This is a genomic window from Pseudomonas sp. GW822-FHT02G04 (assembly GCF_058802085.1).
The window spans coordinates 102,012-120,788 of sequence record NZ_JBXANU010000013.1 but is presented as its reverse complement, the minus strand read 5'-3'; the positions used below and the strand labels follow the sequence as shown (position 1 = coordinate 120,788).

Annotated in this window: 16 protein-coding genes; 7 read left to right on the top strand and 9 right to left on the bottom strand. The window is 58.4% G+C overall.

All coding sequences use genetic code 11. From position 1 onward, the window contains the following. Positions 1-211: 211 nt before the first annotated feature. Both AC1RO5_RS17760 and AC1RO5_RS17755 read right to left on the bottom strand, forming a co-directional pair. Positions 212-1,354 (bottom strand): glycerate kinase, encoded by a 1,143-nt coding sequence (locus AC1RO5_RS17760; protein WP_493176614.1) that lies wholly within the window; start codon positions 1,352-1,354, stop codon positions 212-214. 155 nt (positions 1,355-1,509) lie between these two features. Then, entirely contained in the window at positions 1,510-2,640 is a 1,131-nt protein-coding gene (locus tag AC1RO5_RS17755; protein WP_019649629.1) for a sugar diacid recognition domain-containing protein, read from the bottom strand. A 170-nt stretch (positions 2,641-2,810) separates the two neighbouring features. Here AC1RO5_RS17755 and AC1RO5_RS17750 point away from each other — a divergent pair, with 170 nt between their 5' ends. After that, positions 2,811-4,121, top strand: a complete 1,311-nt coding sequence (locus AC1RO5_RS17750) for an MFS transporter (protein WP_493176612.1) — start codon at positions 2,811-2,813, stop codon at positions 4,119-4,121. Positions 4,122-4,411: 290 nt separating this feature from the next. Here AC1RO5_RS17750 and AC1RO5_RS17745 read toward each other — a convergent pair whose 3' ends face one another. From AC1RO5_RS17745 to AC1RO5_RS17730, 4 genes are all read right to left on the bottom strand, one after another. Further along, positions 4,412-4,771, bottom strand: coding sequence for a DUF6124 family protein (locus AC1RO5_RS17745; protein ID WP_493176610.1), 360 nt, complete (start codon positions 4,769-4,771; stop codon positions 4,412-4,414). A 435-nt stretch (positions 4,772-5,206) separates the two neighbouring features. Then, positions 5,207-7,897, bottom strand: a complete 2,691-nt coding sequence (locus AC1RO5_RS17740) for a hypothetical protein (protein ID WP_493176608.1) — start codon at positions 7,895-7,897, stop codon at positions 5,207-5,209. Between the two features lie 423 nt (positions 7,898-8,320). Next, positions 8,321-8,680: a DUF6124 family protein gene (locus AC1RO5_RS17735; protein WP_493176606.1), complete on the bottom strand. Its 360-nt coding sequence runs from the start codon at positions 8,678-8,680 to the stop codon at positions 8,321-8,323. Between the two features lie 343 nt (positions 8,681-9,023). Beyond that, the gene (locus AC1RO5_RS17730) at positions 9,024-9,398 is read right to left on the bottom strand and encodes a VOC family protein (protein WP_493176604.1); all 375 of its coding nucleotides are present in this window, start codon (positions 9,396-9,398) and stop codon (positions 9,024-9,026) included. A 113-nt stretch (positions 9,399-9,511) separates the two neighbouring features. Between AC1RO5_RS17730 and AC1RO5_RS17725 the strand changes: the two genes are divergently transcribed. From AC1RO5_RS17725 to rarD, 3 genes are all read left to right on the top strand, one after another. Then, complete coding sequence (locus AC1RO5_RS17725; RefSeq protein WP_493176603.1) at positions 9,512-10,411, top strand: LysR family transcriptional regulator; 900 nt, start codon at positions 9,512-9,514, stop codon at positions 10,409-10,411. Between the two features lie 69 nt (positions 10,412-10,480). Beyond that, complete coding sequence (locus AC1RO5_RS17720) at positions 10,481-11,494, top strand: aldo/keto reductase (protein WP_493176601.1); 1,014 nt, start codon at positions 10,481-10,483, stop codon at positions 11,492-11,494. A gap of 224 nt (positions 11,495-11,718) precedes the next feature. Next, complete coding sequence (rarD, locus tag AC1RO5_RS17715) at positions 11,719-12,606, top strand: EamA family transporter RarD (RefSeq protein ID WP_493176600.1); 888 nt, start codon at positions 11,719-11,721, stop codon at positions 12,604-12,606. A gap of 66 nt (positions 12,607-12,672) precedes the next feature. On the opposite strand, the gene hppD is transcribed toward rarD, so the two are convergent. Beyond that, complete coding sequence (gene hppD, locus AC1RO5_RS17710) at positions 12,673-13,749, bottom strand: 4-hydroxyphenylpyruvate dioxygenase (protein ID WP_493176598.1); 1,077 nt, start codon at positions 13,747-13,749, stop codon at positions 12,673-12,675. A gap of 248 nt (positions 13,750-13,997) precedes the next feature. Then, positions 13,998-14,945, bottom strand: coding sequence for a DMT family transporter (locus AC1RO5_RS17705; RefSeq protein ID WP_493176596.1), 948 nt, complete (start codon positions 14,943-14,945; stop codon positions 13,998-14,000). A gap of 78 nt (positions 14,946-15,023) precedes the next feature. On the opposite strand from AC1RO5_RS17705, the gene AC1RO5_RS17700 reads away from it, so the two are divergent. From AC1RO5_RS17700 to AC1RO5_RS17690, 3 genes are all read left to right on the top strand, one after another. Beyond that, the gene (locus AC1RO5_RS17700; protein ID WP_493176594.1) at positions 15,024-15,896 is read left to right on the top strand and encodes a LysR family transcriptional regulator; all 873 of its coding nucleotides are present in this window, start codon (positions 15,024-15,026) and stop codon (positions 15,894-15,896) included. A gap of 59 nt (positions 15,897-15,955) precedes the next feature. Beyond that, complete coding sequence (locus AC1RO5_RS17695; protein WP_493176592.1) at positions 15,956-17,491, top strand: EAL domain-containing protein; 1,536 nt, start codon at positions 15,956-15,958, stop codon at positions 17,489-17,491. Positions 17,492-17,724: 233 nt separating this feature from the next. Further along, positions 17,725-18,090, top strand: a complete 366-nt coding sequence (locus AC1RO5_RS17690) for a histone-like nucleoid-structuring protein, MvaT/MvaU family (RefSeq protein ID WP_007935661.1) — start codon at positions 17,725-17,727, stop codon at positions 18,088-18,090. Between the two features lie 175 nt (positions 18,091-18,265). On the opposite strand, the gene AC1RO5_RS17685 is transcribed toward AC1RO5_RS17690, so the two are convergent. Then, the gene (locus tag AC1RO5_RS17685) at positions 18,266-18,769 is read right to left on the bottom strand and encodes a DUF4946 domain-containing protein (RefSeq protein WP_493176590.1); all 504 of its coding nucleotides are present in this window, start codon (positions 18,767-18,769) and stop codon (positions 18,266-18,268) included. Positions 18,770-18,777 lie beyond the last annotated feature (8 nt).

Genomic DNA, 18,777 nt, shown 5'->3' with positions numbered 1-18,777 from the left:
TTTACAGGGGACTGGAGAAATATTTTTCAAGGAGTTACGAGTGTTTCAACGGTGAAACACTCAAGCACCGCACATCTGTGGCGAGGGAGCTTGTCGGATCGCCGCACCGTCCCGCTCGGTTGCGCAGCAGCCGCACATTTTTGGGGCCGCTTCGCAGCCCAACGGGAGCAAGCTCCCTCGCCACAGAGATTTCTTTTTACTGAAGACAGTGTCAGGCCTTGCGGGCGGCCACTCGCCAAACCCGCGCGATATCACTGGCGCGCTCGCGCAGCAATCGCGGCGCCTCAGCGCAGGCCTGCTCCAAGGTCATCGGCCCGCTCGCCAATGCGAACGCTGCGTCAATGCCATGCTCGTACAAGGCCTGATACCCCTCGCCCAAGGTGCCGGCAATGACGATGACCGGCACGCCGTGCTGGCGTGCAATGCGCGCCACGCCAAACGGGGTTTTGCCGCGCAACGTCTGGGCATCGAAACGGCCTTCGCCGGTGATCACCAGGTCGGCGCCTTTGACCGCCTCGGCCAGGCCAACGAGTTCGGCCACCACTTCCACACCGGCCTGGAATTGCGCGCCGAGAAACGCCTTCGCGGCAAACCCCAAACCACCCGCCGCGCCGCTACCCGGTTCATCGCGCACGTCTTTGTCCAGGGTTTGCGCGCAGAGCTCGGCAAAGTGCCCGAGGGCGAGGTCCAGTTGCTGGACTTGCTCGGGCGACGCGCCTTTCTGCGGGCCGAAAATCGCTGACGCACCCTGCGGGCCGCACAACGGATTATTGACGTCGGCGGCGATGTCGAAGCGCACCTCGGCCAGACGCGGGTCGATGTCGCTCAAATCGAGACGGGCCAGTTGCGCCAGCGCCAGACCACCCGGCGCCAGGGTTTGGCCCTGAGCATCCAGCAGCTTCACGCCCAAGGCCTGCATCGCCCCGGCGCCGCCGTCGTTAGTGGCGCTGCCGCCAATCGCCAAAATCACTCGTTGCGCCCCGGCATCCAGCGCGGCGCGGATCAATTCACCGGTGCCGAAGGTGCTGCTGGTGCAGGCATCGCGCAGGCCAGGCGGGACCAATTGCAGGCCACTGGCCTCGGCCATTTCGATGATCGCGGTGTGGCTCTGCGGCAACCAGCCCCAAGCAGCATCGACCGTGGCGCCCAACGGCCCGCGAACAGGGGTGCGGCGCAGTTCCCCGTCGCACGCCGCCAGAATCGACTCGACCGTGCCTTCGCCACCATCAGCCATCGGGCACTTGAGCAATTGCGCGTCTGGCCAGACCTGCGCCAACCCCAACGCAATGGCGTCGGCCACACCCTGGGCACTGAGGCTGTCCTTGAACGAATCGGGGGCAATGACGATTTTCATGCGAATTCTCCAGTTCCAATGCGTCCATGCTGCCAGCAGGCCTGAACAATAACGCCGGTCCGCTGCACAAGCGGTCGTGAGGATTATTGTTCAATTTCACAAAATCCTTGCCCGCAGTGTTCGTCGTAGCAGCAGCCTCGCTAGCTCGGCAGCTGCTACGGGACGGTGGTCGGCAGTTCGGTTTGGGGCAGGAGCTGGACGCCAAGGTACAGCGCAAGCATTCCGTCCAGCTTCAGCGGGTCGACGCCACTGAGTTCGGCAATCCGCTCCATGCGATAACGCAAACTGTTGCGGTGGATGCCCAAGGCATCGGCGCAGGCCTGGCTCTGGCCGTCGTGTTCGCACCAACTGCGCAGGGTCGCCAGCAGTTGGCCGTTGCCATCCTTGGCGATGACTTTGCGCAATGGCCGCAGCAGTTCATCCAGCGCATCGTCGTCGCGGTGCCGCCAGAGCATCACCGGCAAGCGATAACGGTTCAGGATCAACAAGCGCGAATGCGGCAGCACATCGCGCCCGTAGGCCAGCAAATCACCGACCCGCCGATAGCAGCGGCGCAACCCCGACAAGCCGTCGGCCTGCCCGCCCACGGCGATACGCAAAATGTTCCAGCCCAGGCCATCGAGCTTTTCCAGCAATCGTTCGTTCTCGACCGCAGGCGTAGCCGGGCGGCACCAGAGCAACGAAGATTTCGCCGAGCTCACGCACCAACTGTCCGGGTAGCGCGACATCAACCAGGCGCTGAGCGCTTCGACGGTCTGGCTCGGGCCGTGTTCCATGCCCAACTCGAACAGATACGGCACCCGCGTCAGCTGTGGCTTGAGCCCCAGTTGCTGCGCTTCGTCCAGCAATCGCGGCGAATCCCCCGCTTCGCTCAGCAGCAACGCCAGAAGATCATCGCAACGCTGGCGCCGCCATTGCTGCTCGGCCTGCTGATTGCGCTGGCCCACCAGCATCTCGGCGGTCATGCGCACCAGTTCGGCGTAGGTGCGCAATTGCTCCGGTTCGCCGGTGATGCCCAGCACACCAATCAAACGCTGATCGAGCAACAGCGGCAGATTGATACCAGGTTGCACGCCTTTGAGATGAATCGCCGTTTGCGCGTCGATCTCCACCACGCGCCCGTTGGCCAGCACCAGTTGCGCGCCTTCGTGGCGGGTGTTGATGCGCTCCGGCTCGCCGCTGCCGAGAATCAGCCCCTGACTGTCCATGACATTGACGTTGTAGGGCAGGATGGCCATCGCCCGGTCGACGATATCCTGGGCCAGGTCGTGATCGAGTTCGAACATAGCGGGGATCCTTGAAAACGTGATGGGACAGGTTGTTCAGCCGCACAGGCGTTGGTCGCAAACCCTGTGCTCAGGCACAAAGACAACCACCCAAGGGGTGGCCGAGACTCACCGGGCGATCAACGTTACCCTTGCGTCGCAAAAAAATCATAATAAAGAGAGAGCCCGCCATGTCACAGAGCGCCACAGCTACCCTGGCCAACGCTGACGACAAGAACGCCGTCTACAAACGCATTACCCTGCGTTTGATCCCCTTCATCTTCATCTGCTACCTGTTCAACTACCTCGACCGGGTGAACGTCGGGTTTGCCAAACTGCAGATGCTCGACGCGCTGAAATTCAGCGAAACCGTGTACGGCCTCGGTGCCGGGATTTTCTTCATCGGCTACGTCCTGTGCGGCGTACCGAGCAACCTGGCCCTGACCAAATTCGGCCCGCGACGCTGGATCGCGTTAATGATGATGACTTGGGGCACGCTCTCGACGTGCCTGCTGTTCGTCACCACCCCGACCGAGTTCTACACCCTGCGCCTGTTCACCGGTGCCGCCGAAGCCGGGTTCTTCCCGGGCGTGGTGCTTTACCTCTCGCAGTGGTTCCCGACCTTCCGCCGTGGTCGCATCATGGCGCTGTTCATGTCGGCAATCCCGGTATCGGGCCTGCTGGGCAGCCCGTTTTCCGGCTGGATCCTCAACCACTTCGGCGCAGACCAGGCCGGTTTGGCCGGCTGGCAGTGGATGTTCCTGCTGCAAGGCATCCCGACCGTGATTCTCGGCGCCCTCGCCTACTTCCTGCTCAGCGACAGTTACGCCAACGCCAAGTGGCTGACCCCGTACGAGCGTTCGGTGCTTGAAGCCGACCACGCAGAAGACCTGGCCAGTAAACCGAAAACCACCACTGACTCCTTGCGGGCAGTGTTCAAGAACCCGGCGATCTGGGCGTTCGGCCTGATTTATTTTTGCATCCAGAGCGGCGTCTATGCGATCAACTTCTGGCTGCCGTCGATCATCAAGAACCTGGGTTTCAGCGATAACCTGGTGATCGGCTGGCTCAGCGCGATTCCGTACCTGTTGGCGGCGGTGTTCATGTTGATGGTGGGCCGCTCGGCCGACCTGCGCAAAGAACGTCGCTGGCACCTGGTGGTGCCGATGCTGATGGGCGCGGTCGGCCTGCTGATCGCAGTCAACTTCGCCACCAACCCGGCCATTGCCATTCTCGGCCTGACCCTCGCCACCATGGGCGCCCTCACCGGCTTGCCGATGTTCTGGCCGGTACCGACGGCGATGCTCAGCGCCGGCGCGGCGGCCGGTGGGTTGGCGTTGATCAACTCCATGGGGCAGATGGCGGGTTTCCTTAGCCCGTATCTGGTGGGTTGGGTCAAGGACAGCACCGGGTCGACCGATGCGGCGCTGTACCTGCTGGCGGGTGTGATTGTTTGCGGGAGTTTGCTGGCGCTGCGCATGACGCGGACGTTGCGGGTTTAACAGGGCAAGATCAAAAGATCGCAGGCTTCGCCAGCTCCTACGTTGGAATCGCGTACACCCGAGAGCTATCGGGCGGACGCACATTCTGTAGGAGCTGCCGAAGGCTGCGATCTTTTTGCTTCACATGCTTTTGTGGCGAGGGAGCTTGCTCCCGCTGGGTTGCGTAGCGACCCCAAAATCTTCAACTGCAGGTTTTCAGGCATACCGCATACACCGGTTTTGCGACTGCTGCGCAGCCGAGCGGGAGCAAGCTCCCTCGCCACAATAAGTGCTCTCACCACAGACTTTCGTCAGCCTTGAGGATCGAGGTTGTCCAGCACTCGGTTGACCGCCAGCTCGCCGAGCATGACCACCGATTGAATCCCCAGCATCATGTTGCGATGCGGCATGTCCATCAGCCCGGCGAACTCGCTGAGCATGATGCTCGCTGATGCCAGGGATTCGCAGGCGTTGACCAGCAGGGTTTCGTTATCGACCTTTGCGCCGACATGGTAAATGGTGCTGGGTTTGCGCTTGGTGGCTTTGGGGGTGGGTGGTTTGAGGTAGTGGTCGAGGGCGCGGTCGGCGGCTTCGTGGAGTTTTTTGGAATCGGGGGTTTCGTAGGGGGAAACGTCGTCCGCTTCTGGTGGATTTGGCGTTGGTTTGAACATAGATGAAACTCCTAACAGGACAGAAGGAGCCATCACCCTCGCTACCAAACGATGGGTGGCGGCCATGCTCAGGTTGGTAGACCGGGCGTTAGGAAACCGGCGCGCCCGAAGACGCCCTGCGCATGACCACCATAAAACAGAGACGAGAAACTCTGCAAAAAGGAGGAGCTGTGCGCCTAACAAAAATCCCGGGCTACCAAACCCGATCGCTGTTTTTCAGCGACAAGGAAACGATACAACCCGGTGCAAAGGCGCACTAGCCGGCGGATTCTGGCGCAGTCGTAGGTAACGGCGCAAGGATGTGTAGCCTGAGAGAGTGTCTGGAGATGTCTCTTAAACACCGCGGCTTAAGCGGACTTCGCCATCAATATCGGACAGAAAATAGTTACGTCCCCTTTTCCTCCTTTTCCTACACTCCTGGGTTGTGCGGTTGGTTTATGTTGGGATTAGATACCACGTGCTGGCTGGCTCGAAGTCATAAGCGCACCTAATGCCACCACCCACTTTATGATATTGGGCGTAGTAACCATAAATACACCCATGTGCGGGGAACGGATCAGCGACTAACCAATAACCGTTAGAGAAGGGAGGTATGTCGTAAACTCGCTCCATGTCCGGGATGCCGTGATATGCGGTCGTGACGTTTCCGAGGGTTTGGTACCAGCCGCGAGCCTGTGACGCCGTCATCGGTGTCTCATTTACCCCCAGAAAGTACACATTCGACACCCTTACTGGATAAAAAACCTCTTGATTCAAACTGTCGCGGACGGTGATCGTGGCTTGGCCATTACGGTTGCCGATGACTTTTCCTTCTTGCGTGGACGCCACGGCATCATTACTTGAATGATAAGTATAGGGACGCTTGCCGCCTTGCGGCTCACGCACATCAGTATTGCCTATAGAATCTCGCCCCGTCTTCGGCCAGTTGGGGATTTTTACTGAGATCCCATTCAAGTTCATCTGACGAGTATCAATTGTCAATCGTGCCGCTACCGTGAAGGTTCGCGCCTTGGATGGCAGTCCTGAACCATCGCGCGGCTTGGCCGTGACGCTGTGGTCCGCCACTCTCAGCCCCATGAGCTGTGTTCTCCAGAGGCCGGTGTTCACGTCGACATTTACGGGTGCCCCTACGATAGTCGAACCATTGTAGATCTGAACCTGCTGGCCCTTGGCCCCCGTGCCGATCAGGGTCACGGTCGTTTCGATGGTGCCGCCGCCGTCCAGGATCTCGCCGTTGGAGTCTTCGACCTTGGTGATGACAGTCTCATCCGCCAGCGCCTTGACGGTGTACACCCGCCGCGGAAAAATCACCTTTGTCGCCGCATTCCGTACCTTGTCGAAGTTCACACCGAAGGTGACCGGGACTTCGCTGCCGCCCTTGAGGGTTCTTAGCCAGGCAATCAAGGCCGCCGTCAACGGGGTCGAGAACTCCCTCTCGGGTTGATAGTTATGCGGTTGGCCTGTCCATATCACGAACTCGGTGGCGTTGCCGTTGTCCAGGAAGCCGTCATAGCGCAGCCACACCGGTTGCCCATACGCCTGCAACGGCCATCGCTCCAGCTTGAATAGATCGCTCGTCGCCAGCGGGCGGACATCCAGCTGCCGACCGGTTTGGTTGGCAACCGTCGGCATCGGCAGACGGCGGTCTTCGTTCGAGATGGTCTGCACCGTCAGCACCAACGGCAACGACTCGGCAATCACCTGCCCACCCCGAATCAGTTTCCAGCCCAACTGCGGCACCTTGCCGTGCCACTGACCGAGAAAGTCCGCATTCAGGGTGAAGAGAGCAAAGAACTGAGCCAGCGACAGCAGAGGAAACACCGGCGAACCCGGCAATGGATTAAGCAAAAACAGTTGCGCCTGATCACCCGGTAACGCCACCGCAAACACGACCTTAACCTGCACGCCCTGAGGATAGCGCAGCGGATCGACGGGGTTAACGGCACCCTCCAGCGTCGGCGGGGCTATATCAATCGTGTTTTCACCGACGACCTTGGCATAGGCCACGCGTGACTCTCCGATCAACGTAGCCCTCCTGAACACCTTGTAAGCCACAATGACGGAATAGCCGGATTTGACCTTGTCATTAGCCACTTCCAACACGCAGGGCAGTTTCTGCCCCAGCCTGCCCTCGACCGTGCTGCTCACCGTTTCTATGATGTCGGGTTGCCCATTTAAGGTGGCGGTGTAAAGCGCTTCGACCCGGTCACCGATCTGAATGCGGCTGTCATCGGTCTGTACGAACACAGACAGCGGCTTGCTGCCCAGTTTTTTCAACTCGATCAGGCTTGAATCATCACCGGGATAGTCGTCGAGGTTTTCCAACAGAATCGGCTTCGCGAACCGCGTGCCGGCCAGATCGACATCGACAATCTGTACTGCCGAAAATAGTGATTCCGGGTCCGCCGTGTTGAGTAGTTGATCGGTAACCGTGAAGGAAAACCTGAACTGTGGATGGTCCTTCGCTCGCTCAAGGTCCGCGCGGGTGACAGGGAAACACACCGTGGTTGGAGTCGACGAACCCGGGTCAGGTGGGCCGGGTGCATCGTTGGTGGTGACGGTATAAAACACGTCATGGCCATTGCAGTTCAAACGAATCTTGTCGTATGCGCGGCAGTACGGGTAACGCACGCAGACCGTGGCGCTGACGAAGTCAGGGCCGACACCGTTTTTGAGGGCATCAGGGAGCAACAGCTCCAGTTCGGAATGCTGCCGGTCACCGGGCGTCAGGTCTTCATTGCCGGGACGGATTTCGTTATACAACAAGGTCAACGCAGGCGTGGAAGTCGCCAGATTGTCGCTGCCACGGGTTACGGTGTAAGTGAGCTCGTTGACCTGGTTGTGGCGCAGCAATTGATGAGGGAGATACAACGTGACGTCGTCAACGTCGGATTGGGTCTGCTTACTGACAATGCGTAGCTGACCATTCAGATTGAGCCAGATGATGTCATTTTTTTGTTGCTCAAAGTACGACAGAACGCGGACTTGCAGCCCCATCGGGTCAAAATCGTAAATGCGCAGCGCAATACCATAGATTGCCCCTATGACCGGTATTGTTCCGTTTGGGATTTGCGGCGGAACGAGGGCCAGCACAGTGTTATCGGACGATTGAGTAGGCGTGGTCATGTAATGGCTCCTGCGACACGGTCGGGCATGCTCTGAGACGGGACGACGGCTGGAGCTATGAGACACGGATTGGCGGCAGGCTCGCTACTGTCAGATCTGACAGTGACGACGAGTGGTTATCGGCATAAGGATAAATAAATGCGTCCCCTTTCCCCGGAGTTTGCTGGCGTTGCGCATGACGCGGACGTTGCGGGTTTAAGGTTCAGCGAAAACAGAAACGGCCCTCTCGGGCCGTTTCTCATTCCATGCATTCGCAATTGCTGCTGTGGCGAGGGAGCTTGCTCCCGCTGGGTTGCGTAGCGACCCCAAAATCTTCAACTGCAGGTTTTCAGGCATACCGCATACACCGGTTTTGCGACTGCTGCGCAGCCGAGCGGGAGCAAGCTCCCTCGCCACAATAAGTGCTCTCACCACAGACTTTCGTCAGCCTTGCGGATCGAGGTTATCCAGCACTCGGTTGACCGCCAGCTCGCCGAGCATGACCACCGATTGAATCCCCAACATCATGTTGCGATGCGGCATGTCCATCAGCCCGGCGAACTCACTGAGCATGACGCTCGCTGATGCCAGGGATTCGCAGGCGTTGACCAGCAGGGTTTCGTTATCGACCTTCGCACCCACATGGTAAATGGTGCTGGGTTTGCGCTTGGTGGCTTTGGGGGTGGGTGGTTTGAGGTAATGATCGAGGGCGCGGTCGGCGGCTTCGTGGAGTTTTTTTGAATCGAGGGATTCGTAGGGGGATGTTGGATCGGTTTCTGGTGGATTCGGTGTTGGTTTGAACATAGATGAAACTCCTAAAGCACTTAAAAGGAGCCATCACTCTCGCTACCAAACGAGGGGTGGTGGCCAGACGCAGGTTGGTAGACCGGGCTCTAGGAAAACGGCGCGCCCGAAGGCGCCCTGCGCATGACCACCATAAAGACGAGACGAAAAATCTCAGCAAAAGGTAGTGCTGTGCAAATAGAGACCCGGGCTACCAAACCCGATCGCTGTTTTTCAGCGACAGAGAAACGATATAGCCCAGGCCAAAGATGCACTAGCCGGCGGATTCTGGCGCAGTCGTAGGCAGTGGCGCAAGAATATGTAGCCTGAGTGAGTATCTGGAAATGTCTTTTAAACATCGCCGTTAAACGCTCTCCAGACTTCCTGCCTTGGCATCCAGTTCAATCACCAGCCCACCCGGCATCTGCACGAAAATCTGCCAGATCCCGTCCTCCGGCACCTGCGCCAACTGATACGGCAAACCGCTGGCCTGCACCCGCCGCAACACCGTGGCGGCGTCCTCATCGGTACGAAAGGCAATGTGGCTCAACACCGTCTCATCGAACGTCGGCTGCTCAATCACATGCACCAGCGCCTGCGCATCCTGATACAACCAGCGTCCGGGGAACGGGAATGGCGGGCGACGTCCCGGCGCCAATCCCAGCACGGACTGGAAGGTGTCTTGCAGCGTCTGGCCGTCGGCGGTGTTGAATGCCAGATGATCGAAGGTCCACGTCATGGTCGTCTCCTGCGGCTGTTCATTGATTAGAAGTTCATTGATTAGAGTATCCACGCTTGCCAATCACGAAAAAATCCCGGTATTAAGGAAGGATCTTTAAAGGATTTTTATCAATGAGCTCGATTCTCGACCTGGAGATCTTTGTCCGCACCGCCGACTCCGGCAGCATTTCCGCCGCTGCTCGCGCCCTGGAACTGACTCCGGCGGCAGCCAGCATTGCCCTCAAACGCCTGGAAACCCGCCTCGGCATTCGCTTGCTGGCCCGTTCCACGCGAAGCATGCGCCTGACCGAAGAAGGCCGGCGTTATCTGGAAAGCGTGCGACTGGCGCTTGCCGCGCTGGCCGAAGGTGAGCAGGCGCTCAAGCAACAAACCCAAGGCTTGAGCGGCGTGCTGCAACTGGCCGCGCCATCGGACTTCGGGCGCAATGTGCTGTTGCCGTGGCTCGACGACTTCAAACGCGCGCATCCGCACATTCAATTTCAGCTACTGCTCAACGATCGCCATGCCGACCTGTTCCGCGAGACGGTCGATGTGGCTCTGCGCTTCGGTGTGCCGAGTGACTCGACGTTGGTGGCCCTGCCGATTCTGCCGCAGCATCGCCGCGTGGCCTGCGCCAGCCCCGAGTATCTGGCCCGGTGCGGCGTGCCGTTAACCCCGGCGGAACTGAGCGAACACAGCGCCCTGCTCTACCTGCGCGATGGCCGGCCCTACAACCAATGGCGTTTCAGCCGTGGCGATGAAGTGATGGAGGTTCAGGTGCACGGCGATTACCTCAGCGACGACGGCGAAGTTGCCCGCCGCTGGGCCCTGGCCGGGCATGGCATCGCCTACAAGGCCTGGCTCGACGTCGCCGCCGATGTACAGGCCGGGCGCCTGGTGACGCTGTTCGATGACTGGCAAGGCGAAAGCGTGCCCTTCAATTTGCTGTGCCCGCATCGGGTGCAGGTGTCGGAGCGGGTCAAAGTGCTGCAAGCGTTTTTGCAGGAGCGTTGTGAGGCACTGCGTCGATAATTCAGATTGCTCCGCGCTGCGGTTCTTGGTATTTGATTGAAGCTTTCTCACCGGTAAAAGGATTTCGTCATGAGCTATCGCACGCTGGGTCATTCGGGTTTACAGGTGTCGACCCTCACATTGGGCACCATGATGTTCGGCGAACAGACCAGCACCGAAGATTCCCTGCGGATCATCGGCAAGGCCTGGGACCAGGGCATCAACTTCATCGACACCGCGGACGTGTACACCAACGGCCGCTCCGAAGAGATCGTCGGTGAAGCGATCGCCAGTCGCCGCCACGAATGGGTGCTTGCCACCAAGGTCGGCTTCGGTCCAGTGGACGGTGTGCCGAACCGCAGCGGTTTGAGCCGCAAGCACTTGTTCAATGGCATCGACGCCAGCCTGACGCGGTTGGGCACCGATTATCTGGACATCTATTACCTGCACCGCGAAGACCACAACACGCCGCTGGAAGTCACGATTTCGGCCATCGGCGATCTGATTCGTCAGGGCAAGATCCGCTACTGGGGCCTGTCGAACTACCGTGGCTGGCGTATTGCCGAAGTCATCCGCATCGCCGACCAACTGGGCGTCGACAGGCCGGTGATCAGCCAGCCGCTGTACAACATCGTCAACCGTCAGGCGGAAACCGAGCAGATCACCGCCGCGCAAAACTATGGCCTTGGCGTGGTGCCTTACAGTCCGCTGGCGCGCGGTGTGCTCAGCGGCAAGTACGCGCCGGACGTGACACCGGACGCCAACAGCCGCGCCGGTCGCCAGGACAAACGCATTCTGGAAACCGAATGGCGGGTTGAGTCTTTGCGCATTGCCCAGCAGATCCAGCAGTACACCCGGGACCGTGGCGTGGGCATCGTCGAGTTCGCCATCGCCTGGGTGTTGAACAACAGCGCCGTCACCTCGGCCATCGTCGGCCCGCGCACCGAAGAACAATGGGACGGGTACACCAAGGCGCTGGCGGTGAAAATCACGGCGCAAGATGAAGCCTTTATCGACTCGCTGGTGACACCGGGGCACGCGTCGACACCGGGCTTCAATGATGTGAGCCATTTTGTGTCGGGACGCAAACCGCATACGGCTTGAGACTTATCGCGACCAGGCTCGATTTGTGTCCATCCCGGTCGTGTAGGTGCTGCCGCAGGCTGCGATCTTTTGATTGTTGAAGGGCAAGATCAAAAGATCGCAGCCTGCGGCAGCTCCTACATGGGGGGTTACCCATGTTGGAAATATTGATCACTTGGCCAATATTCAGCACAAAAACCACGTATCCTGCGCGCCCCGTTTGACCTTCAACCCGCGAGGACAGTTTGTCTAAAGGTATCGCTCTATCGGTCACAGCCTCGATGCTGTTTGCCGTCATGTATTACTACACCTCACTGCTCTCCCCCTTGAGTGGCGTGGAGATTTTCGGTTGGCGGATGCTGCTGACCGCGCCGTGCATGACCGTGTTCATGGTGGTGTCCGGCGAATGGAAACGCGTGGTCGAGATTCTTCGGCGGCTGGCCGGCCAGCAGAAGTTGCTCATCGCCCTGATCGGCTCGGCAGTGTTGCTGGGCCTGCAACTCTGGTTGTTCATGTGGGCGCCGCTCAACGGTTATAGCCTCGACGTGTCGCTGGGGTATTTCCTGTTGCCGCTGTCCATGGTCCTCACCGGGCGAATCGTCTATGGCGAGCGGCTTTCCTACCTGCAGAAAATAGCCGTGTTCTTCGCCAGCCTCGGCGTGCTCAACGAGTTGTATCAGGTCGGTGGTTTTTCCTGGGCGACTCTGCTGGTGGTGATCGGCTATCCGATCTATTTCATCCTGCGCAAACGCCTGGCCACGGACAACCTTGGCGGGCTCTGGCTGGACATGGCGTTGATGCTGCCGGTGGCGTTCTGGTTCGTGCAGGGGGGTGAACAAGGTTTTGGCGTCTTCGATCGACATCCGTGGCTGTCGCTGTTGATTCCGCTGCTCGGGGTGATAAGCACTTCGGCGCTGGTGGTCTACATCATTGCCAGCCGGCTGCTGCCGTTCAGCCTGTTCGGGTTGTTGAGTTACGTCGAGCCCGTGCTGTTGCTGGGCGTTGCGTTGCTGTTGGGGGAAAGCATCAAGGCCGGCGAATGGCTGACCTACATTCCGATCTGGCTGGCGGTGGTAGTGTTGGTGTTTGAGGGGTTCAAGCATCTGGTCCGGCAACGACGCCGGCCTATGTAATTGCATGATTCAAAAAAAGCCCGGCCAGCATTGCTGCTGACCGGGCTTTTTCACATCAGGAACGGCTTAATCGGTAGAGAGCACACCGCGACGAACCTGGTCGCGCTCGATGGATTCGAACAGCGCCTTGAAGTTGCCTTCGCCGAAACCGTCGTCGCCTTTACGCTGGATGAACTCGAAGAACACCGGGCCCATCAGGGTTTCCGAGAAAATCTGCAGCAGCAGACGCTTGTCGCCCGGCTCGGACGAACCGTCCAGCAAGATCCCCCGTGCTTGCAGTTGATCGACCGGCTCGCCGTGGTTCGGCAAACGGCCTTCGAGCATTTCGTAGTAGGTCTCTGGCGGCGGCGTCATGAAGCGCATGCCGATTTTTTTCAGGCGGTCCCAGGTGTCGATCAGGTTATCGGTGAGGAACGCCACGTGCTGGATGCCCTCGCCGTTGAACTGCATCAGGAACTCTTCGATCTGCCCGGCGCCCTTGGACGATTCTTCGTTCAGCGGAATGCGGATCATGCCGTCCGGCGCGGTCATCGCTTTGGAAGTCAGACCGGTGTATTCGCCTTTGATGTCGAAGTAACGGATTTCGCGGAAGTTGAACAGCTTCTCGTAGAAGTTGGCCCAGTAGGCCATGCGACCGCGATACACGTTGTGGGTCAGGTGATCGATGATCTTCAGACCGGCACCGACCGGGTTGCGGTCAACACCTTCGATGAACACAAAGTCGATGTCGTAGATCGAGCTGCCTTCGCCAAAACGGTCGATCAGGTACAGCGGCGCGCCGCCGATGCCTTTGATCGCCGGCAGGTGCAGTTCCATCGGGCCGGTTTCAATGTGGATCGGCTGGGCGCCGAGTTCCAGGGCACGCTTGTAGGCCTTTTGCGAATCCTTGACGCGGAACGCCATGCCGCACACCGACGGGCCATGCTCGGCCGCGAAGTACGAGGCCACGCTATGGGGTTCGTTGTTGAGGATCAGGTTGATCGAGCCCTGGCGATACAGGTGCACGTCTTTGGAACGGTGGGTCGCGACCTTGGTGAAGCCCATGATCTCGAAGATCGGCTCCAGGGTGTTCGGGGTCGGCGATGCGAATTCGATGAACTCAAAGCCCATCAGGCCCATTGGGTTTTCGTATAAATCTGCCATGGTTGGCGCCTCATCATTTTCTTGTCAATTAACGGATCGTTAGTTGCTAGCAATGCTGAGACCGGCGGGTGGCGCGCAGGAGATGCCCCTCACGCTGCGGGCGAGGAAGTCACCGTAGATCAATTGAAACCCAAATATCTTCATTGTCGACCCAAGGCTCTTGCGGGCGAGGCTTCTGCTGCCAGAAGACGATTATTCTTATATGCGTAACCGGATTCTACACAGCGTAAATCAGTTTGTCCGCCTTCTTATACAATCCCCTTTTTCGTGGCCTGCGCAAGCGGTTTGTTGCACAGGAAAATCCCCGCCAGGATCAGCCCGCCGCCCAGGCACATCGCCAGTGTCAGCTGCTCGCCCAGCAACAACGCGCCGAGAAGAACAGCAGTCAGCGGGTTCAGGGCGATAAACACGCCCGAGCGCGTCGCGCCGATTTTGCGGATGCCGTCGTAATAACCAATGTAGGCCAATGCCGAACCCAGCACGCCCAGGTACATCAGGCTCAACCATTGTTGCGCGCCGAGTCCGGTGAGCGCTGCGACACTTAGCTCGCCCCGCACGGCGCTGGTCACCCAGAGCATCAGCGTGCCGAGCAAAATCGAATACGTCACCGTCTGCACCGGCCCCAGTGTTTGATTCAGGCCTTTGGAGAACAGCGAATAAATGCCCCAGCCGAGCACGCAGCCGAAGATCAACAAATCGCCGATCCAGGCATCGGCGTTGCCGGCCAGTAACTGCGGATTGCGGCTGACGATCACCAGGCTGGCGCCGGCAATACAGATCGCAATACCGGTCACTTTCGCCCGGCTCAGCCGCTCCTTGAACAGCAACCACGACGCCAGGCCGATCACCGCCGGGTTCAACGCCACGATCAAAGACGCCCGTGACGCGTTGATGTAATGCAGCCCGTAAAAGAAGCACAGGTTGTAGAAGAAGATCCCGAAGAAACCCAGCAGCGCCAGTTGTAGCCACTGCCTCGGGCTAGGTCGAACCAAAGGCACCCGCGCCAGTAGCAGGAACAGCAACAACGCGATGCTCGCCAGCATGAACCGTAAACTCGCGGCCAATAACGGGCTGAGGCTGTCGGCCAGAAACCGCCCGGCGACGAACGTCCCGCCCCAGATCATGGTGACCGCCGCCAGTTTTAGATAGACCGGCACATCCGAAGGATTCGCAAGGGTCTGTTCACACGTAGTCATAAGTCTCCACCACCAGAAATCGGGTACGTGGCGTATCATTCGACTAATGATCGATCATCGTAAAATGAGTAAAAGCTTATGACACTCACTCAACTCGAAATTTTCTCGCTGGTGGCCGAACTGCGTGGCTTCACGGCGGCCGCCCATCGTTTGGAGATTTCCCAGTCTGCGGTCTCCCACGCACTCAAGTCGTTGGAGCAGGAGTTGGGTGTCGAATTGCTGCGCCGGCATCAGTCCCAGGTCGAGTTGAGTGACATCGGCCAGCAGCTATTACTGCGCGCTCGGGCGATGCTCGGGTTGGCCAACACCTTGCGCCAGGAGGCGGCCGATGCCCGCGGCATGAAACGCGGCACTCTTCGCATCGGCTCGTTCGGCCCGACGTCATCGATCAAGCTGCTGCCGAGGATTTTGCAGCACTACCGCGCCGCACACCCGGGCATTGAGGTTCACATCGACGAAGGTCCGGACCGCCAAGTGATCCAATGGCTGGAGGAACGACGTATCGATATTGGTTTCGTGGTGTTGCCCCAGGAACGTTTCGACACGATTGCACTGATCGAAGATCAGATGGTCGCGCTGCTGCCTGCCGATCATGCACTGGCCGGTCGCGACAGCGTGAGTTTGAGCGACTTGTGCCACGACCCTTTTGTGCTGACCGAGGCCGGGTCTTCGGAGCTGGTGTCGCGCGTGTTCAATGCGGCGCGATTGACGCCGAACATTCGGTATCGCTGCTCGCAGTTGCTCAGCACGCTGGACACAGTAGCTCGTGGCGACGCCCTGACCGTGGTCGCCGAAGGCTCACTGCCCGACGACAACGACAGCCGCTACGTGAAAAAACCACTGTCTCCACCCATCAGCCGCCAGATCGGTCTGGCGGTGCTCGATCAGCGTCAGTCATCACCTGCAACACTGGCCTTTATCAAACTGGCCTCAAGTCTGAATGCTCGTTGAGCGGCATAACTACCAATGGCCAACTATCATGGCTGAACTTTTCCGGGGAAGCTTCGCGAATGCCACTGAACGTCAAAAGCCGCCGTAAACGTGGTACCCGAATTGTTGTCACCGTTCTGAGCGGGTTGCTCCCGGTTTTACTGGGGCTGGTCATTCTTTATCTGCAGGCTGAACGTGCGCTCAGGCAAAGTACTGAACTGACGGCCGAAGAAGCCATCCGCCAATTCGAACTGATGCTCGACAACACCGCCCAAGCCGCGCAAGAGCTACTGCCGCTGGCCGGCAAAAATTGCAACGACGTCAAACTGGCCCTGCGCGAACAAGTCACCCGCCGGCCCTTTGTGCGCTCGACCAACCTTGTTTCGGACAACAACATCTATTGCAGTTCGTTGTTCGGTGACTATCAGGAAGCGGTCAATCCCGGCGACTACACCCAAGGCAAGTTGTGGCTCATGAATGGCAATGCCGTCACGCCCAATACCGCCTTGTTGGTGTATCGACTCAGTGAAGGAAAACAGGGGGCATTGACCACGCTGGACGGTTATCACTTGAGCAACGTGTTGCGCCTGATCGGTCGTAAAGCATTATTGCTGCTGCAAATCGGCCCTCATTGGCTGTCCGCCGATGGCAAGGTCCACGACGTTGCCCTGCCAGACTTGCCGGTGGCGCAAAGTACGCTGACGTCCTCGCGTTATGCCTTTACGGTGGCCGCCGGTTTCCCCGAAGGTGAAACCTGGCGTTACATGCGCAGCGAGTACCCGCCGCTGTTCAGCCTGCTGATGTTCTTCGGTATGGTTTCAGGCTCGATCGGGCATGTCCTGCAGCAGCGCGCAGCGTCGCCCAGCCGTGAAATGCAGCGCGCGCTGGAGGCCGCAGAGTTCGTTCCGTATTTTCAGCCGGTGGTGCACGGCAACAGCAAACAGTGGTCCGGCGCCGAAGTCTTGATGCGCTGGAAACACCCCAAAGAAGGTTTGGTACGCCCGGATCTGTTCATCCCGTTTGCCGAACATTCCGGGCTGATCGTGCCGATGACCCGCTCGTTGATGCAACAGACCGCCGCATTGCTGGCGCCCTTGTCTGCATCGTTCGACGGGCCGTTCCACATTGGCATCAACATCACCGCCAGTCATTGCCGGGACCTGCAACTGGTCGAAGACTGCCGTGAATTCCTCAGTGCTTTTGCACCGGGCAGTGTCCACTTGGTGCTGGAGTTGACCGAGCGCGAACTCATCGAACCGACAGCCATCACGTTGCAGTTGTTCGAACAGCTTCGCGCGCTGGGTGTGATGATCGCCATCGACGATTTCGGCACCGGCCATTCAAGCCTCGGTTACTTACGCCAGTTCAATGTGGACTTCCTGAAAATCGACCAGAGCTTTGTCGCCATGATCGGTGTCGACGCCCTCTCCCGGCACATTCTGGACAGCATTATCGAACTCTCGGCCAAACTCGATCTGGGCATCGTCGCCGAAGGGGTGGAAACCGACGAGCAAAGTGACTATCTGACCGCCCATGGCGTGAACTTTCTGCAAGGTTATCTGTTCGGTCGACCGATGCCCGGAGCAGAATTCATTAGTGCATTAAGTGATCATTAACTAACCACGTTAAGCGCCGAGATCATGATGATGCGCACCAAATTGAATCAAAAGACTACTCTTGTTACATGAAGAAAAAGTCAGGATTTACTCTTGACCAATTAACTACTACAATTTTTCATACCTGTGCAAAATCGGCAGGCGTGTCATTATCACCGAGTCGCTTCAAGGCTCTTGGCTTATAGCTTTGTTTGCGGTTGGTTTCAGCCAAACACACTATTGGAGTAAAGATATTGTCCAGACTCGCTGAATTCCGTGCAGCTGAAAAGGCCCTTCAAGAACAGCTCAAGCAGTTGGAATCGCTGAAGAACGATGCCGGGCTCAAGAAAGAAATCGAATTCGAAGAGAAGCTCCAGGGGCTGATGAAAACCTACGGCAAGAGCCTGCGCGACATCATCGCCATCCTCGACCCGCACCCGGCGAAATCCGGCCTGCAACAGGCAACAGCGCCTAAAACCCGCCGCGCCCGCGTGGTCAAGGTTTATCAGAACCCACACACCGGCGAGCTGATTGAAACCAAGGGCGGCAACCACCGTGGCCTGAAAGCCTGGAAGGAACAATACGGTGCAGCCACCGTTGACTCCTGGCTGCGTGCCTAAGCGCTCACGGTAATAAAAAAAGCCCTGCCAATGCAGGGCTTTTTCACGGATGCCGTCTAAAATGCGACGATAGTCGCCGATCAACTCGCTATAGACTGACTAACTTTGTGCTTAATCCGTTTGGCTATCTAAAAATGCGGGCCATGCTCAAAGACGTGGGTACAGAAACCTTAAACTAAAGTTTCAAGCTGTTTCGAGCCGCCTCTATGTCGCCCTGACTTGCCTTATAAACCTCAGCCTGCCCCGCGTAGGAAAGAACATAGGCTTTATCGCCATCCACTGCGGCGACCAATGTTTGAGACAACACATGTCGACCGTTCTGGGTAATGGTGCAGGTAGTTTCCAGCGCCGATAACCGGCTCAAGGCAGTCGGATGAATTTTGTTGCAGACGCTCTGATAGCCACCCTGAAAAAAGTCCTTCTGCACGGACTTGCGCATTTCCAGTAACACACCCTCCAGATTCACCTGATGACCGCTTTCCACTTGAGTCATGGTCAACTCCATCACCATCACCGGTGTACCGTCCTGGTCGTTTTTTACCGCTCGTTGCCGGGAAACCTGTGGTCTGGCCTCGTCTTGCGGGATGGTCTCGACAGTCCATCCATTGGGCCAGGTCACGACCGGTGCCTCTGCATGAGCACGGGTAACACCTGAAAGCAGACACATCAGGACGAACATGAATTGAC

What these genes read in the sequence shown, in the direction of transcription:
- AC1RO5_RS17760 (WP_493176614.1), bottom strand. Translation starts at nt 1,354, where the DNA reads ATGAAAATCGTCATTGCCCCCGATTCGTTCAAGGACAGCCTCAGTGCC.
- AC1RO5_RS17755 (WP_019649629.1), bottom strand. Translation starts at nt 2,640, where the DNA reads ATGTTCGAACTCGATCACGACCTGGCCCAGGATATCGTCGACCGGGCG.
- AC1RO5_RS17750 (WP_493176612.1), top strand. Translation starts at nt 2,811, where the DNA reads ATGTCACAGAGCGCCACAGCTACCCTGGCCAACGCTGACGACAAGAAC.
- AC1RO5_RS17745 (WP_493176610.1), bottom strand. Translation starts at nt 4,771, where the DNA reads ATGTTCAAACCAACGCCAAATCCACCAGAAGCGGACGACGTTTCCCCC.
- AC1RO5_RS17740 (WP_493176608.1), bottom strand. Translation starts at nt 7,897, where the DNA reads ATGACCACGCCTACTCAATCGTCCGATAACACTGTGCTGGCCCTCGTT.
- AC1RO5_RS17735 (WP_493176606.1), bottom strand. Translation starts at nt 8,680, where the DNA reads ATGTTCAAACCAACACCGAATCCACCAGAAACCGATCCAACATCCCCC.
- AC1RO5_RS17730 (WP_493176604.1), bottom strand. Translation starts at nt 9,398, where the DNA reads ATGACGTGGACCTTCGATCATCTGGCATTCAACACCGCCGACGGCCAG.
- AC1RO5_RS17725 (WP_493176603.1), top strand. Translation starts at nt 9,512, where the DNA reads ATGAGCTCGATTCTCGACCTGGAGATCTTTGTCCGCACCGCCGACTCC.
- AC1RO5_RS17720 (WP_493176601.1), top strand. Translation starts at nt 10,481, where the DNA reads ATGAGCTATCGCACGCTGGGTCATTCGGGTTTACAGGTGTCGACCCTC.
- hppD (WP_493176598.1), bottom strand. Translation starts at nt 13,749, where the DNA reads ATGGCAGATTTATACGAAAACCCAATGGGCCTGATGGGCTTTGAGTTC.
- AC1RO5_RS17705 (WP_493176596.1), bottom strand. Translation starts at nt 14,945, where the DNA reads ATGACTACGTGTGAACAGACCCTTGCGAATCCTTCGGATGTGCCGGTC.
- AC1RO5_RS17700 (WP_493176594.1), top strand. Translation starts at nt 15,024, where the DNA reads ATGACACTCACTCAACTCGAAATTTTCTCGCTGGTGGCCGAACTGCGT.
- AC1RO5_RS17695 (WP_493176592.1), top strand. Translation starts at nt 15,956, where the DNA reads ATGCCACTGAACGTCAAAAGCCGCCGTAAACGTGGTACCCGAATTGTT.
- AC1RO5_RS17685 (WP_493176590.1), bottom strand. Translation starts at nt 18,769, where the DNA reads ATGTTCGTCCTGATGTGTCTGCTTTCAGGTGTTACCCGTGCTCATGCA.